The 15,496-nt window shown below is 53.0% G+C and carries 14 protein-coding genes and 1 pseudogene; 12 read left to right on the plus strand and 3 right to left on the minus strand.

Translation table 11 applies throughout. The features are described from left to right. Positions 1-44: 44 nt before the first annotated feature. From ACZ5PT_RS07430 to ACZ5PT_RS07445, 4 genes are all read left to right on the plus strand, one after another. Positions 45-1,067 (plus strand): diguanylate cyclase, encoded by a 1,023-nt coding sequence (locus ACZ5PT_RS07430; RefSeq protein WP_464266180.1) that lies wholly within the window; start codon positions 45-47, stop codon positions 1,065-1,067. Continuing rightward, positions 1,060-1,296, plus strand: a complete 237-nt coding sequence (locus tag ACZ5PT_RS07435; protein ID WP_464266181.1) for a DUF3820 family protein — start codon at positions 1,060-1,062, stop codon at positions 1,294-1,296. The genes ACZ5PT_RS07430 and ACZ5PT_RS07435 overlap by 8 nt, the downstream gene beginning before the upstream one ends. After that, positions 1,293-2,258 (plus strand): tRNA dihydrouridine synthase, encoded by a 966-nt coding sequence (locus ACZ5PT_RS07440; protein ID WP_464266182.1) that lies wholly within the window; start codon positions 1,293-1,295, stop codon positions 2,256-2,258. The genes ACZ5PT_RS07435 and ACZ5PT_RS07440 overlap by 4 nt, the downstream gene beginning before the upstream one ends. A gap of 168 nt (positions 2,259-2,426) precedes the next feature. Next, a complete protein-coding gene (locus ACZ5PT_RS07445; protein ID WP_464266183.1) occupies positions 2,427-2,924 on the plus strand; it encodes a YehS family protein in 498 nt (165 codons plus the stop codon). 130 nt (positions 2,925-3,054) lie between these two features. On the opposite strand, the gene nikR is transcribed toward ACZ5PT_RS07445, so the two are convergent. Continuing rightward, the gene (gene nikR, locus ACZ5PT_RS07450; RefSeq protein ID WP_464266184.1) at positions 3,055-3,474 is read right to left on the minus strand and encodes a nickel-responsive transcriptional regulator NikR; all 420 of its coding nucleotides are present in this window, start codon (positions 3,472-3,474) and stop codon (positions 3,055-3,057) included. Positions 3,475-3,833: 359 nt separating this feature from the next. Here nikR and ACZ5PT_RS07455 point away from each other — a divergent pair. Together ACZ5PT_RS07455 and ACZ5PT_RS07460 are read left to right on the plus strand one after the other, a co-directional pair. Next, a pseudogene (locus ACZ5PT_RS07455) lies at positions 3,834-6,003 on the plus strand (ribonucleoside triphosphate reductase). Positions 6,004-6,014: 11 nt separating this feature from the next. Beyond that, positions 6,015-6,704, plus strand: coding sequence for an anaerobic ribonucleoside-triphosphate reductase activating protein (locus ACZ5PT_RS07460; protein WP_464266714.1), 690 nt, complete (start codon positions 6,015-6,017; stop codon positions 6,702-6,704). Between the two features lie 100 nt (positions 6,705-6,804). Here ACZ5PT_RS07460 and ACZ5PT_RS07465 read toward each other — a convergent pair whose 3' ends face one another. After that, positions 6,805-7,062 (minus strand): cytochrome c, encoded by a 258-nt coding sequence (locus ACZ5PT_RS07465; protein WP_464266185.1) that lies wholly within the window; start codon positions 7,060-7,062, stop codon positions 6,805-6,807. A 117-nt stretch (positions 7,063-7,179) separates the two neighbouring features. After that, positions 7,180-7,512: a hypothetical protein gene (locus tag ACZ5PT_RS07470; RefSeq protein ID WP_464266186.1), complete on the minus strand. Its 333-nt coding sequence runs from the start codon at positions 7,510-7,512 to the stop codon at positions 7,180-7,182. A gap of 213 nt (positions 7,513-7,725) precedes the next feature. Between ACZ5PT_RS07470 and murI the strand changes: the two genes are divergently transcribed. From murI to ACZ5PT_RS07500, 6 genes are all read left to right on the plus strand, one after another. Continuing rightward, positions 7,726-8,520, plus strand: a complete 795-nt coding sequence (gene murI / locus ACZ5PT_RS07475) for a glutamate racemase (RefSeq protein ID WP_464266187.1) — start codon at positions 7,726-7,728, stop codon at positions 8,518-8,520. A 41-nt stretch (positions 8,521-8,561) separates the two neighbouring features. Further along, complete coding sequence (locus ACZ5PT_RS07480; protein WP_464266188.1) at positions 8,562-9,191, plus strand: GerMN domain-containing protein; 630 nt, start codon at positions 8,562-8,564, stop codon at positions 9,189-9,191. Further along, complete coding sequence (locus ACZ5PT_RS07485) at positions 9,188-11,596, plus strand: homocysteine S-methyltransferase family protein (RefSeq protein WP_464266189.1); 2,409 nt, start codon at positions 9,188-9,190, stop codon at positions 11,594-11,596. The genes ACZ5PT_RS07480 and ACZ5PT_RS07485 overlap by 4 nt, the downstream gene beginning before the upstream one ends. Positions 11,597-11,739: 143 nt before the next feature. Next, positions 11,740-12,267, plus strand: a complete 528-nt coding sequence (locus ACZ5PT_RS07490) for a hypothetical protein (protein ID WP_464266190.1) — start codon at positions 11,740-11,742, stop codon at positions 12,265-12,267. Positions 12,268-12,407: 140 nt separating this feature from the next. Then, on the plus strand, positions 12,408-13,931 hold the full coding sequence (locus ACZ5PT_RS07495) for a two-component system sensor histidine kinase NtrB (RefSeq protein WP_464266191.1): 1,524 nt from the start codon (positions 12,408-12,410) through the stop codon (positions 13,929-13,931). 14 nt (positions 13,932-13,945) lie between these two features. Continuing rightward, positions 13,946-15,316: a sigma-54-dependent transcriptional regulator gene (locus ACZ5PT_RS07500; RefSeq protein WP_464266192.1), complete on the plus strand. Its 1,371-nt coding sequence runs from the start codon at positions 13,946-13,948 to the stop codon at positions 15,314-15,316. The last annotated feature ends 180 nt before the right edge of the window (positions 15,317-15,496 follow it).

The following is a 15,496-nucleotide window of genomic DNA, read 5'->3' on the forward strand; positions in this document are numbered from 1 at the left end:
GCTACCTTTGCGCTCTCCTTCTATTTTGAACTGGGAACATTTTTATGCGTCACGACACCATCATTGAACGGTTCCGCGAAATTGAGCAGCTGGCGGAAAAATTTCACCTGCTGGAGACCCGTATTTTGGGGGTGCTCAATTTTCGTGATTTCTTCCAGATTCTGCAAGAACAGATCGGCGATATCTTTGCTGTGCCGCATGTCTGGTTCAGCCTGGTTCGCGACGAGGAGGCTGCTGCACCGATTTACCGAGCCGCGCAGAGCTCGCGGATGCGCGAATGTCTCAACCTGATCGAGCGGGAAAAGTTCGAGCAATTGTTCAGGACTGGCGATAAGCCGCTGCTGGAAAATGAAAATCTGACTCCGTACCGGGCGCTGCTGCCGGAACTGGACAAATTCCACTTCAAATCGCTGGCGATGGTGCCGGTCAGCCTGGGCGGCAAACTTGTTGGCAGTCTCAATCTGGCCGATTCCTCGACACAGCGCTTTCACCCCGGTTATAACTCGATCCACTTGGAGCGCCTGGCGGTCAAGGTTTCGCTGTTCCTCTCCAACGTGACCGCCCACGAAAATCTGACCTATCTGGCTTTCCACGATCCACTCACCGAACTGCACAATCGGCGTGCCATGGAGCAGGCGCTGGAGCGGGACTACGCCCGAGCACACCGTTATCAGTCTCATCTGTCGCTGGCTTTTGTCGATCTCGACCTGTTCAAGCCGGTCAATGATACTTACGGGCATGACTGTGGCGATGCGTTATTGAAATACCTGGCGGAGGGGATGGTGCAGATGAGTCGCCAGTCCGATATGGTGACCCGTTTGGCTGGGGATGAATTTGTCCTGTTGCTGCCGGAAACCGTGCTTTCGCAAGCGCATATTCTGCTGCGGCGGATGGCGGAACGGTTTGTCGACCAGCCGATGAAATGGCAGGGAGAAGAGATTCCGATCCGCATCAGCTTCGGCATTTCCTCGGTGCTTGAAGATCAATTGCAATCGGCCGAAGATCTGCTCAAGCTGGCCGATGTTCGCCTTTATCAGATAAAAAAGCAGCGCAATAACGATGGCTGAGACACTCTTCGCTGACCCGCAGGCGCTACGCAAACTGGCGCGGACACAAATGCCGTACGGTAAATATGCCGGTCGCTACCTAGTAGAACTGCCGGAACCGTACGTGGTCTGGCTGGTCGGTAATAATCTGCCGACCGGAGAACTTGGCCAGTTACTGCTGGAAATCTATGAAATCAAGGTCAACGGTCTGGAGTCACTGCTGCAGCCGTTGGTGCCTCCAAGATTATGATGAATAAACTCCCCTGGTCGACTGACCAACCGCCGTTAATGCTGGCGCCGATGCAAGGGCTGACCAACGATGCTCTGCGCCGCTATTTTATCGAAACGGTTGCGCCTGATCTGGTTTTTACCGAATTTGTCCGCGTCCAGCCACAGTCGCGCAAGCGGATTGCCAAGGCCGACCTGGCGGACATTGCTGCCCACGATGCAGCCGTGCCGCTGGTTGTGCAGCTGATCGGCAACAACGCCGAAGCACTGGCCGAAGCGGCGGTCCGTGTGCAGGATGCCGGTTGCCAGCATCTCAACCTGAATCTCGGCTGTCCTTACGGGCGGATGACCACCGGGGCGACCGGTGGCGAACTGTTGCGTGACCCGGCTAAATTGATCGAATTGCTGACCTCGTTGCGACAGGCGATCAGTGGCAGCTTTTCGGTCAAGTGTCGGGCCGGCTACGATGACCCACAGCAGATTTTCCAGCTGTTGCCCGATTTTGAAGATTGCGGTCTCGATTACCTGATCCTGCACCCGCGTACCGTGGAGCAAAAATATGCAGGACAAGCGGATCATCAATTGACCGCAGAAGTTGTGCAGCGCACCAGCCTGCCGGTGATCGCCAACGGTGATATCAACAGTGCCGCCATGGGGCAGCGCTTGTTGGCCGACAGCTGTGTCGCCGGTTTGATGCTCGGTCGCGGCGCCCTAGCAGATCCACGGTTGTTTCAACGGATTCGTGGGCTTGCGCCGCTGCAGGTTGATGAACAGCAGCGCCGGCAGGAACTTGCGGATTATATCGGCGTGCTGTTGCCGCGTTATCTGCAGCGCTTCTGCGGCGAGCGGCAGGCGCTGATGAAGCTCAAAGACCTGCTCAATTTCATCCCCGACGAAGAGCTGCAACGGGAGTTAAAAAAGCTCAAACGCGCGACCTCGGCGGACTCTTTTCGTTCACTGCTCGAGCGGTTTGTTTCTGGTTGAACTTTTTGTCGAGACAGTCATTCCCTTTTGGCGGGTTGACTGTTTTGCTCTGCGGGGTGCATAACTATTGCTTCCCTCGATGGGTATAGTATTTGAAGAAAATTCAGGGCCAATTGATCTCAGCATTTAAGTGGTCTATCAGGACATCAACAAACGGAGAGTATATCTGTGAACAATAATGACATCTTACGCCGTATCCGCTTTATTTTTGATTTCAGCGATTCGAAAATGATCGCGCTGCTCGGCCTGGCGGATCATCCGGTTACCCGGGAGCAGATCAGCGACTGGCTGAAAAAAGAGGATGATCCGGCCTATCAGGAATGCAGTGATGCCCAACTGGCAATGTTTCTGAATGGGTTTATTATCGATAAGCGGGGAAAAAATGAAGGGCCACAACCCGAACCGGAGCGGCGCTTAAACAACAATATCGTTTTCAGAAAACTTAAAATCGCCTTAAATTTGCAAGCCGAAGCTATTTTGGAGATTATGGCTTTGGTTGAGGTGAAGATAAGTAAACACGAATTGAGTGCCTTTTTCCGCCGGCCGGAACATAAACACTATCGGGACTGCAATGATCAGATGTTGCGTAATTTTCTCAAAGGGTTGCAAATTAAATTTCGCGCTGCAGGTACGGAGCCGGGTTCTACGGAGAGTCCCGTCGGTTGAACTGCTAAACAATAGCTGAGGTTCAGTCCCCTTGCTCAAGTTAAAAAAAGTCCCGATCTGTTAGCCAGATCGGGACTTTTTGTTGGTTTTTTGCCGGTTCGACCCTTTCAGCTGCGTTGGCAGGGACTGCTTAGAGTAGATTCTGGCCGGTTGTTGTTGCCACCAGTTTGCCGTGCTTGACCCCTTTGGTGCCGATCAGTTCGTCAGCGATCCGCTTTACTCGGCTCGCCTGGCCCTTGATGACAACGACTTCGAGACAGTTGTGATGGTCAAGGTGGACGTGCAATGTCGAGACAATCTCTTCGTGATGGGAGTGTTGGTGCTCGGTCAATTTATCGGACAGGTCGCGGGTGTGGTGATCGTAGACCAGGGTCACCGTGGCGATGGTCTGTTGGCTTTCATCGGCCCATTGCTCTTCGATCAGCGCTGCCCGAATCAGGTCACGGATCGCTTCGGAGCGATTGACGTAGCCCTTGTTGTTGATCATCTCATCGAACTGGGTCAGGAGGCGTTCATCGATGGAAATTCCAAAGCGGGTCAGGTCGGCCATAGAGCAGTTATCCTAACGATAAAAGTGACCAGATTTGAGAAAAAAATCTAATCTTTGTCATGAGAAAGGAGTCTAGAAATTGGTTTAACACATAGCCTCCAACAGGGCAAGAAAGTAAGAAAGATTGCATTGACTTAGGCGAATTATCCACAGGTTGAACACAGCTGTTTTAACAAGATGTTGTGCTTAATGAGAAAGAAATACACTAGATGTAGTGTATTTCACTTTTGACTTTCGGATATCTTGTGGTAGCCTCTGAACCGTTGTCAGCTGGTTAGTTGCACTGTTGATAGTTTCAATTTTACGCATGTGATTAGTTTTTGTTTATTAGGTGGTGGGCTCAATCAGGGAGGCTCGGCATGATCGAATTTATCCGCAAGCGCGACGGACGGCTGGTTCCGTTCGAAGAGCAGAAGATCGCCCAGGCGATCATCAAAGCGGTCCAGGCTGTCGGTGGAACCGACATGCAAAAAGCGGCGGATATCACTCGCCAGGTCGGCGGGATTCTTTCCGTTTTATACAAAGACGACCGGGTGCCGACGGTCGAAAATGTTCAGGATCTGGTTGAAAAAATCCTCATCGAAAACGGTCATGCCCAGACCGCCAAAACTTACATCCTCTACCGAAAGCAGCACGAAAGTCTGCGCCAGACCAAGGAGTTTATGAAGGAATCGATCGAAGCGATCGATTCTTACCTGGTGCGCGAAGACTGGCGGGTCAATGAAAACGCCAACATGGGCTACTCGCTGCAAGGCCTCAATAACCATATCGCCGCGAACATCACCAGCCATTACTGGCTGAATAAAATTTACCCGGAAGCGATCGCCGACGCGCACCGCGAGGGCAGTTTTCATATCCACGATCTGGGGATGCTGTCGGTTTACTGCTGCGGTTGGGATCTCAAGGATCTGCTGCTCAAGGGATTTACCGGAGCCTACGGAAAGGTGCAAAGTGGCCCACCGAGACATTTCCGTACTGCTTTAGGGCAGACCGTTAATTTTTTCTACACCCTGCAGGGCGAGGCTGCCGGAGCGCAAGCCTTTGCCAATTTCGACACCCTGCTCGCGCCTTTTATCGCCTTTGATAATTTGAGCTACGACGACGTCAAGCAGAGCTTGCAGGAATTTGTCTTTAACATGAATGTGCCGACCCGGGTCGGTTTTCAGACTCCCTTCACCAACATCACTATGGACATGATGGTGCCGTCGAATATGGCTAAAGAGGCGGTCGTGATTGGCGGTGAGTTGGTGGACCGCTGCTACGGTGAGTTTCAGGCTGAGATGGATCTGCTCAACCGCGCCTTCTGCGAAGTGATGATGAACGGCGACGCTTCGGGACGGATATTCTCCTTCCCTATTCCGACCTACAACATCACCAGCGATCTCGACTGGGAGAGTGATCGTCTGCAGCCGGTCTGGGAGATGACCGCCAAATACGGTATCCCGTATTTCAGTAACTTTGTAAATTCCGATATGGATCCGGAAGATGCCCGCTCGATGTGTTGCCGTTTGCGGCTTGATAACCGTGAACTGCGCCGGCGCGGTGGTGGCCTGTTCGGTTCCAGCCCAATGACCGGTTCTATCGGCGTGGTGACCATCAATCTGCCGCGCGCTGCCTATAAGTCCGAGTCACGGACCGGATTCTTTGAGCAGATCAGTCATTTGATGAAGTTGGCTTACGAGTCGTTGGAGCTCAAACGGAAGCAGTTGGAGCGGCTGACTGAAGAAGGGCTTTATCCCTACAGTAAATTTTACCTGTCGTCGATTCGCGAGCGCACCGGAAGTTTCTGGGATAACCATTTTTCGACCATCGGTCTGATCGGCATGAATGAGGCCTGTCTCAATCTGACCGGCAGCGGCATCGAAAGTGAAGAGGGCCAGTCGCTGGCTAAGGCGACGCTCGATTTCATGCGCAAGCAGCTGGAGGTCTTCCAGGAAGAGACCGGCCATCTGTATAATCTCGAAGCAACACCTGCGGAGGGAACCAGCTACCGTTTGGCTAATCGGGATCGACAGAGCTTCCCTGATATCGTCACCGCTGGAACCGATGAGCCTTACTACACCAATTCAACCCAGTTGCCGGTCGGCACCACCGAAGATATTTTCGAGGCGCTCAGCCATCAGGACGGCCTGCAGACCCTTTACACTGGCGGCACGGTATTCCATGGTTTCCTCGGCGAGCGACTGGAGGATTGGCGCAGTGCCCGGCTGCTGGTCAAGCGGATTGCCGAGAACTTCCATCTGCCCTATTTCACTCTCAGCCCGACTTTTACTATCTGTCCGGAGCATGGTTACATCACCGGCGAACACTTTGCTTGTCCCCATCATCACGAGGGACAGGCGGCCTAAGCATACCCAAATGAGAAGCAAGGAGAATTGAACAATGGCGACTAAATGTGATGCAAAGACCGAAGTTTATTCACGCGTCTGTGGCTTCTTCCGCCCGGTACAACAGTGGAATCGCGGCAAGAAGGAAGAATTCAAGGACCGCGCCGAATACAACCTGGCGAATAAGGAGCAGAAAAGCTGAATGAGATAGCGATCAAGGGCTTTCAGGGGACCAGCCTGCTCGATTTTCCTGGCCGGGTTGCTTCTCTGGTGTTTACCGGTGGCTGCAATTTGACTTGCCCCTTCTGCCATAATCCGGGCTTGGTGCTTGATCCAGGGGCTTTCCCCAATTTTCCCGTCAGCGAGTTGCTGGCAGACCTGCGTAAGCGCAAGACGTTTATCGATGGGGTTGTTGTGTCGGGCGGAGAACCGACCATTGATGCCGGTCTGCCAGCTTTTTTACGTCAGCTCAAAGATCTCGGTCTGCAGACTAAGCTCGATACCAATGGCCTGCTGCCGGAGGTGATTGCCGGGTTGCTCGAAGAGGATTTAGTCGATTATCTGGCCATCGACATCAAAACCACGCCGCAGCGTTATGCTGAGCTACACAGTTCTTCAGTGTCGACGACTGCACTGCAGCGTTGTGTCGAGCTGGCAAAGGATGCCACGATTGAGGTTGAGTTCCGCACCACCTGTGTTCCGCAGTTGGTTGGGAGCGAAGAGGTTGCGCAGTTAGGCGAACTGCTGCGTGGCGCTCCGCTCTGGGTGTTGCAGCAGTATCTGCCAGCCCATTCATTGCAGCTTGAATGGCAGCAGCTTGAGTCCTATACGCCGTCGCAGCTCGAAGAGTTCGGCCGTCAAGCGGAAGAATATGTCGAGCGGGTTCAGTTGCGCGGACTCTGAGCCATCAATTGCAGTTTTATCCTTGATTGCCGAATTGAAACCAAAAGAGCCAGATCGCATAACGCGAGCTGGCTCTTTTTCTATCGACCTAATGGCGTTGCTATTCAAAAATGACTTTATGGCAGAACAGGCAACGACTTTTCGGTGGATGTCCTTCTGGAAAGGTGACCCCGTCGTCATTATGGCAATCGAGGCAGAATTTTTCGGCGGCTTTTTTGCCATCCTGTTTGACGATGTCGTAAAATCTCAGGTGGTCTTCATCCTTAGGAACCCGGGTGGTACTTTCTTCCGGTGCCATCCAGAGGATGACGATGATCGCCACCCCACCTAACAGTAAAAGGATATCCCTTGTTTTCATGCTTTGATCTCCGAAGTTTGAGCTGCGCTCGGTTGTTTTTTGGTCGGCTGATACTTGAGTTAATGACTCTAGATACTGCTACAAGGCAGGGGCTGGGGTCAATCCCAAGGGTGGGGTTTATTCTGATTTTATAAACAGCAGATAGATAAATAGTCCGATAGCAACCGTCCCGCCACCGATAATGGCATAAATTCCACCACCAGAAAGTCCCTCTGTCCCACCTCCTTGGGCGACCGTGTACGAGATAGCCAGGGAAAAGCCGCCAATACCGACAATGCAGGCGGAAATGGCACGCATGCCGAGGAAATAAGTGATCAGGACCACCGCCGCGAAACCGCCCAGAAACCAGGGGTTCGTGCTCAGATCGGAAATATTTAAGCTTTCCAGCTGGCGCATGATGTTATCAGTGCGAAAGTTGGTCATGAACTCTTTAACATCGGCCCACGTCATACGGCTCTCCCCGGTACTTTCTCGTAGATATTAATAGGCGGTAAACAATATTCGCAGACTAGCAGATTTTCTCATCAAGATAAATTGCTAAAAGCCCGTAAATCTTGACTTGGCTCGGCATCTTCACTAGGATAACGCCCTCGGTTTGACAGGCTTTCGGTCTATCGGTCCGGTTTGCATGTCCTATCCATAAGTTCTGTTCTGGAGTCTTCGGTGTTACAGCAAGCAATCGGTATCTTCGATTCCGGGGTCGGCGGTTTAACTGTCTGCAAGGAAATTATTCGCCAGCTTCCCGGTGAAAACCTTATTTATCTGGGTGACACGGCTCGCGTGCCCTACGGCACCAAAAGTCCCCAAACTGTTGAACAATATGCCTTGGAGGCCGCTGAATTCCTGGTCGATCAAGGGGTTAAGTTGTTGGTGGTTGCCTGCAATACCGCTTCAGCTGTGGCTCTGCCGGCGTTGCGGGAGCGTTTTCAACTGCCGGTGATTGGCGTGATTGAACCAGGTGCTCGACGGGCCGTAGGCAGCCGTAATCAGCGGATTGGTGTGATTGGCACCGAAGGAACGGTTAATAGTGGTCGTTACGAAGAGGCGATCCGCCATTTGCTGCCCGCAGCCGAGGTCTTTTCTGTTGCCTGTCCGTTGTTTGTGCCGATTGCCGAAGAAGGCTGGGCCGAACACCAGGTTGCGGAGTTGACCTGTCGTGAATACCTGCAGCCATTGATTGCGGCGAAAATAGATACCTTGGTGCTCGGTTGCACCCATTATCCATTGTTGCGCAATACTCTGCAGCGGGTCCTTGGCCCGGAGGTTCTGCTGGTTGATTCTGCTGAAGAGACGGCAAATACCGTGGCGGCGCTGTTTTGTGACCAGGGGTTGTGCCGGCCGGAGCATGGTGGACGGCGTGATTTTTACGTGACCGATGTGCCGACCCGTTTCGAACGGGTCGGGCGGGCCTTTCTTGGCCATGAACTAAAAAAGGTGCAGCAGGTGCGGATCGGTTAAGTGCCGGATTGCTTAAACTGTGAAGTGAAACAGGGGGCAGGATGAAAAAAATACTGCTGGTGTTGCTTGGTTTGCTGCTGATTGGCGTGCTGACCGGTTATGGTATCGGCTGGTATCTGCAGCAGGCTCAGCAGCCCGCTGAACGGATCCCGATCGTTGTTGATGCGGAACTTCCAGAACGCGAGGTACAGCTTTATTTTGCCGCTCCGCAAGGGGACTATCTGCAGCCGGAAGCGCGCCAGATAGCTGGCTGTGATGATGACCGCGATTGCATCCGCAGTGTTTTGGAGGCCTTGCGTAGTGGTTCGCAACAGGATTTGCTGCCGGTCGTGCCACCCAAAACCGGGATTCTGGACATTGAACTGGAAAATGATCTGGTGCGGGTCAATTTCTCCCGCCATTTGAGTGATTTTCATCCCGGTGGCAGCCTCGCCGAATTATTGACCGTTTACAGTTTGGTCAACAGTTTAAGTGAGAACTTTCCCTATTTAAGACAATTGCAGATTCTGGTTGATGGGCAAGTCCTGCAGACCCTTAAAGGGCATGTGCGGATTGATCAACCGGTGTATGCTGATTTTAACTTTAGTCGACCTCCGCAGACCGGCCCGCTGCCGGAAGCGGATGGCGACAGCGCAGTACAACAAGAAACGGATAAGGTTGGAGAGCAATGAGTAGATTTCTAGAGGCGATTGACGAGCGGGTTCTGGTTCTCGACGGTGCTATGGGGACCATGCTGCAGGAACGCGGTCTGGCACCGGGTGCATCCCCCGAAGGGATGAATCTGGAACAGCCGGCAGTGGTCGAAGCGGTGCATCGTGAGTATATCGCCGCCGGTGCCGATATTATTGTGACCAACACTTTTGGCGGTAATCGTCCCAAGCTGGCTAATTACGGTTTGGAAGGGCAGGTCCGGGAAATTAATGTCGCCGGGGTGGAAATCGCACGGCGGACGGCGGGAGAGCAAACCTTCGTTGCGGCCTCGGTCGGTCCGACCGGACGTTTTCTCGAGCCGGTCGGGGATGCCGGTTTTGACGAAATGGTCGAGATTTACAGCGAACAGATTGCTGCTCTGGCCGAAGCTGGTGCCGACCTGCTCACCTTCGAGACCTTTCTTGATATCCGTGAGTTGCGGGCCGCAATTGTTGCCGCTAAGGCGGTTTGCGATTTGCCGTTGATGGCCCTGCTGACCTTTGATGATGCCGGACATACGGTGCTCGGCTCGCCGCCGGAAGCTGCAGCCGTGACCCTCGATGCGCTTGGCGTCGACGTGATTGGTTCAAATTGTGGCCTCGGCATTGACGGAATCTTCAGCATTTTGCAAAAAATGCGCGCCGTGACCAACCGGCCGCTGATCGCCCAGGCCAACGCCGGGTTGCCGGAGTTGCGTGACGGGGTGACAGTTTTTCCTGGCACGCCGGCCGAAATGACCGATTATCACCAGCGCTTGATTGAGATAGGCGTGCGCGTGATCGGCGGCTGCTGCGGCACCACCCCGGCCCATATCGAAGCGATGCAGAAAGCTCTGGCTGGTTTTGACCAGTCCTGGCAGGCTGCGCCGCGCCGCTGTTTTTTGTCCAGTCGTGGCCAGGCGGTTGAAGTCGGTGGAGCGGCCGGCTGCCTGGTGATCGGGGAGCGGATCAATCCCACCGGGAAGAAGGTCTACAGCGCTGAACTGCGCGAGGGGAAAACCGCCTATATCCGCCGCGAAGCGCAGCAGCAGGTGGACGCAGGCGCGGATCTGTTGGATGTTAATTGTGGTGCTCCGGGGGTTGATGAGCCGCTGGCTTTGGAACGCGCGGTGTTTGCCGTCAGTGGTGTCGCTGCGGCACCGTTGGTGCTTGACTCCTCCAGTCCCGAAGCGCTGGAGAGGGGACTTAAGGCCGCCGACGGCAAGGTGCTGATTAATTCAGTCTCTGGCGAGGAGAAGAGTCTGGCGGCGATTTTGCCGCTGGCAAAAAAGTACGGTGCGGCGATTATCGGTTTGGCCCTGGATGGTCAGGGGATTCCCGAGACCGCTGACGACCGGCTTGCGGTGGCGAAAACGATTTTGCAGCGTGCATTGTCGCTCGGCATCCCCCGCGAGGATGTCATCATTGACTGTCTGACGCTGACCGTTTCCGCAGAACAGAAACGCGCCGCAGAGACCTTGCAGACCTTACGTCTGGTGCGTGATGAGTTGAACCTGCCGACGGTGCTCGGGGTCAGCAATATCTCTTTCGGCCTGCCGAGCCGACCGGTTCTCTCGGCGACCTTTTTTACCATGGCCCTCGAAGCAGGGCTGAAAGCGGCGATCATCAATCCTAAAGAAGAGCGGATGATGGATGCCCTTTGTGCGGCCAAGGTGCTGCTCGGTCAGGATCTGCGCGCCGAGGCTTATATCGCTCGCTACAGTCAACAGTCTGCGCCGGCGGCAATTGCTGTTTCGCCGACCGATCAGCCGTTGGCGATTCGCGAGCTGCTGGGCAAGGCGATCATTGAGGGTGATACCGATGGTGTGGTCGCGCTGATTGAGCAGGCTTTGGCAGAAGGTCTGGAGCCGCTGCAGATCAGTAACGAAGGGCTGCTGCCCGGGCTTGAAGAGGTTGGACGACGTTTTGGCAAGAATCAGATCTTTTTGCCCCAGGTGATGCTCTCTGCAGAGACCATGCAGACCGGGTTCCGGCGTATGAAGGAGGAAACCAGCGGTCAGGGCGTTGAGTCCCTCGGTAAGGTGCTGATGGCGACCGTCGAGGGCGACATCCACGATATCGGTAAGAATATCGTCTGCACACTGCTGGAAAATCATGGCTTTGAGGTTGTTGACCTGGGCAAGAATGTTCCTGCGGCAAAAATCATTGAGCAGGCCCAGGCGCAACAGGTCGATGCGGTCGGTCTTTCTGCCCTGATGACCACCACTTTACAACAGATGGAAGTCACTATTGAGGCGTTGCGGCAGGCCGGAGTGAAGGTCTTTACCATGGTCGGTGGTGCGGTGGTGACAGAAAGCTATGCCGCTGAAATCGGCGCAGATCTTTATGCTGCCGACGCCCTGGAGGCGGTCGCTAAGATTAAGCAAATCTTACTTGCAGGCCGCTAAATGACTGTTGCGGATGGCTGGCCGGGATTGCTTAGTTATTTTGCGGAATCTCAAAAAACCTTTCCTTTCAAGAAGATAGTTGATTCGTCTCGCCATTTAACGGTATAGTCGATTGGTCTTTTTTATAATACTTGAGGTCGGACATGATCGTCGGATTCAATCACAACGTCAGCTATAAGGGGGTTGGTTTTCACGTCCAGACCGAGGACAGTGGTGTCAATAAGCCACAATTGGTGACGTTGCTTTATCATGGTGGGACGATAATTTCGTCGCAGAAAACCGTCTACGCCGACATTCTCAAGGTTGATAATCTCAGTCTGGTTGTTGAGGACCTGGCTAAAGAACAACATAAAGGGATGCTACGACGCTTAACCCAGGGGGAATTCGATGAACGGATCGTTGCCTTGGGTATCGAATTGCTTGTGGCGCCTGTGGCGAAACAAGAGATAGTTGAGGAATTGGTTGCCGAGCCGACTGTTCCGGCGGTTGAATCTCTGCCAGTTGCCACGCCGGTTGTCTCCGTCCCCACGGTTGAAACGGACCCCGCACCGGTGACGATTGTTGAAGAGCCGATTGTCGATAAGTTTCGTCAGGTCAATCCGAAGATCCGTCAAGAGCCGAGCCTTGATGACTTGATTTATGCTTATCTGTCCGGTGCGGATGAATGTTGACCAGCCGCTTAGGCTAGCGGGTTGGCCGTTTTTTCATTTACGCTGTTTGGATTGCTTTTCAGGTGCGTCCCCAGATGCCCTGACAATGTCGTTGCGCTAATAGGCCATTCGGCTGATGTTACATCTCTTTGGAGAGCCAATTGTTCAATAGTCTGATCAGTCGTGTCATCCTGCTGAATGTCCTGCTCCTGGTCCTTGGTGTTGGGACTTTCGCCATGTATCACCTGCAGCGCGAACAGGGGCACTTGATCGGCGTCCACCGGGAAAGTGCCAAGTTGGTCCTCAGTACAATTGAGCGTTCAATTTATCATTCCATGAGTATCGGTGATTCAGCCAATGTGCAGTCAATGTTGGAGAAGGTTGGCAGCGGCGGCAAGCTGAGGGGAGTCGACATTTTTGACCCGAACGGCTTGATCCTACGCTCTTCGGGACCGCAACGGCTCGGTCAGCAGATACCGCAAAATGCTTTAGAGCTGTTCCGTCAGCTAAAAAATGAAGGTGTTTACGAAGCCGCCGATGGAACCCAGGTTCTCACGGTGCAGCAACCCATCCTGGCCGATCAACGCTGCGTTGAGTGTCACGCCATCGACGAAGGTGTGATCGGGGTTCTCAGCCTAGATTTTTCCCTTGCCCATATGACTGAGCAATTGCGTGAAACCAGTACGATCTTTGTCCACTCTACGTTGGTCAATCTGATTGCCCTGGCGTTGGCGATCTCTTTCATCATGTCGCGGATGTTGCGCGGCCCTCTGGAGAAAATTACCGCCGGAATGTCGCAGGTAGAGGCAGGGGACTTAACTGTGCGAATGCCGGATCGGGTCAACGACGAGGTCGGTCAGTTGATGTACGGGTTCAATTCGATGGTGACTAATCTGGAGCAGGCGCAAGCCGAGTTGCAGCAGTGTCATTACCAGCAAATGGAGCGTGCCGAGCGGCTCGCCTCGGTTGGGGAAATGGCGGCCGGACTGGCTCACGAAATCAAAAATCCACTGGCTGGAATTGGTGGGGCCATTGATGTGCTGGCCGATGATTACCCTGCGGACGATCCGCGTCGGGAGATCATGTGTGAAATTCAGAAACAGGTGAAGCGGTTGAATAAAACCGTTACCGATCTTCTCTATTTTGGCAAGCCTGGTGAACCTGAATTTACCTATGTTGATATTAACAGCCTGGTGAAGCAGACCCAGCTGTTTGCCGCCCAGCATCCAGATGCAAAAAATGTCAATTGGATAGAAGAGTTAACCCGCAATCTGCCCCTGGTTTGGGGAGATCAAAAGCAGATCCAGCAGGTTCTGTTGAACGTTATGATCAACGGTCTGCAGGCGATGAAGGGCGGGGGGGTTCTGACTGTGCAGACCGAAATTTTCTCGCAGGATGATCGGACTATGATTCGGGTTGATATCCGCGATACGGGGCCGGGAATTTCGGACGAAGAGATGAAGAATATTTTCACCCCATTTTATACCAGTAAAACCGAGGGAACCGGGTTGGGATTGTCCATTTGTTGCCGGTTGATGACTGCAAATGGTGGTGCCCTGCGTGTTGCAAGCCAAATAGGCCACGGGACCTGCTTTACCCTTGAGCTGCCGTCTGCGGCAGAGCGCGAGGGAGCGCCGATTTTGAACGTAAATGAGCTGTCTGTTGACAATAACAACAAAAGCTGAGGAGATCGTAATCAGTGCGAAAAAATAAGATACTGGTTGTGGATGACGAACATTTGATCCGCTGGTCGCTGGACCAGAACCTTAAAAAGCAGGGTTACGAGGTGTCGACCGCGGGTTCCGGGGAGGATGCTCTACGCCTGATCCATGAGGAATCGCCAGACCTGATGTTGCTCGACGTGCAGTTGCCGGGGATGAATGGCATGGAGGTCCTCGAGCGGGTCAAGGAGAGCGATGAGGATGTCATCGTCATCATGGTCACCGCTCTTGGTGTGTTGGAAACGGCTGTCAAGGCGATGCGGTTGGGAGCTTACGATTACATCAATAAGCCGTTTAACCTCGATGAGCTGGCCATCGTTATCAAAAAGGCTTTGGAGAATCAGGAGTTAAAGCGTGAGGTTGCGCAGTTGCGCTCCACGCAGCCGAAAAAATTCAGTATTGATGGGATTATCGGTGAGAGTGAAGATGTAAAGCACATTCTCGGCATGATTAGAAAGATAGCCCAGAGCGATGCCGGGACGGTGTTGATTCAGGGCGAGAGTGGGACCGGTAAAGAGTTGGTGGCTAAGGCGATCCATTATGAGAGCGCTCGCGCCGAAAAACCTTTTATGGCGATCAATTGCGCCGCTGTGCCTGAGACCCTGCTGGAAAGCGAGTTGATGGGACATGAAAAGGGAGCCTTTACTGACGCCAAAAATCAGAAAAAAGGGCTTTTCGAAATGGCCGATGGCGGAACCGTTTTCCTTGATGAAATCGGTGATATGCCACAGGGCATCCAGGCCAAACTGTTACGTGTCCTCGAAGATCGTACCTTCCGCCGGGTTGGTGGGACCAAAGATATTCATGTTGATGTGCGGATTGTTTCCGCGACGAATAAGGATCTTTTGGCGGCGATTAAGGATAAGACCTTTCGTAATGATCTTTATTACCGTTTGCAGGTTATCCCCATCTTTCTATCGCCGCTGCGTGAACGTCGTCCGGATATCCTGATCCTGGCCAGGCATTTTATTGCCCAGTTCAACCGGGAATTTGGCAAATCGGTGCTGAGTGTTTCTGATGACGCCGAGCAGTTCCTGCTTGAATATGATTGGCCGGGAAATGTTCGCGAGTTGAGAAATGTTATTGAGCGGGCGATCATCCTGGAGAATGAAGAAGTTATGCAACTCGAGCACTTGCCACGGGAACTGGTCTGTCAGGCCGCTGGTGCCGAGGCCGGGCCGCTCGAATTTATACTGCCCCCCGAAGGCGTGGATATTGAGGATGTCGAACGCGAGTTGATTCGTCAGGCGCTTGATATGGCAGAGAATAATCAGTCAAAAGCGGCCAAGAAGCTCAATCTGGGCATCGACGCTTTTCGTTATCGAATGAAAAAATTCAAATTCTTATAGACTATTTATTAAGCCCTGTATATATTAAAGGGTAACAATCTGGCGGGAATTTTATAACTAATTAGAATTCCCGCCTTTTTTGCCTCTTGTGTGAAAATTAGAAATAAGTTCTTGGTATTTTATTTGCAATGAATGATTCCTGCAGTGAAAAACTCAAGAACGTAGAATCTGCATTTTTGC

The sequence above is a fragment of the Desulfuromusa ferrireducens genome, assembly GCF_055389805.1.

Coding starts and splice junctions, on each gene's coding strand:
- ACZ5PT_RS07430 (WP_464266180.1), top strand. CDS start 45: ATGCGTCACGACACCATCATTGAACGGTTCCGCGAAATTGAGCAGCTG.
- ACZ5PT_RS07435 (WP_464266181.1), top strand. CDS start 1,060: ATGGCTGAGACACTCTTCGCTGACCCGCAGGCGCTACGCAAACTGGCG.
- ACZ5PT_RS07440 (WP_464266182.1), top strand. CDS start 1,293: ATGATGAATAAACTCCCCTGGTCGACTGACCAACCGCCGTTAATGCTG.
- nikR (WP_464266184.1), bottom strand. CDS start 3,474: ATGGCCGACCTGACCCGCTTTGGAATTTCCATCGATGAACGCCTCCTG.
- ACZ5PT_RS07465 (WP_464266185.1), bottom strand. CDS start 7,062: ATGAAAACAAGGGATATCCTTTTACTGTTAGGTGGGGTGGCGATCATC.
- ACZ5PT_RS07470 (WP_464266186.1), bottom strand. CDS start 7,512: ATGACGTGGGCCGATGTTAAAGAGTTCATGACCAACTTTCGCACTGAT.
- ACZ5PT_RS07480 (WP_464266188.1), top strand. CDS start 8,562: ATGAAAAAAATACTGCTGGTGTTGCTTGGTTTGCTGCTGATTGGCGTG.
- ACZ5PT_RS07485 (WP_464266189.1), top strand. CDS start 9,188: ATGAGTAGATTTCTAGAGGCGATTGACGAGCGGGTTCTGGTTCTCGAC.
- ACZ5PT_RS07490 (WP_464266190.1), top strand. CDS start 11,740: ATGATCGTCGGATTCAATCACAACGTCAGCTATAAGGGGGTTGGTTTT.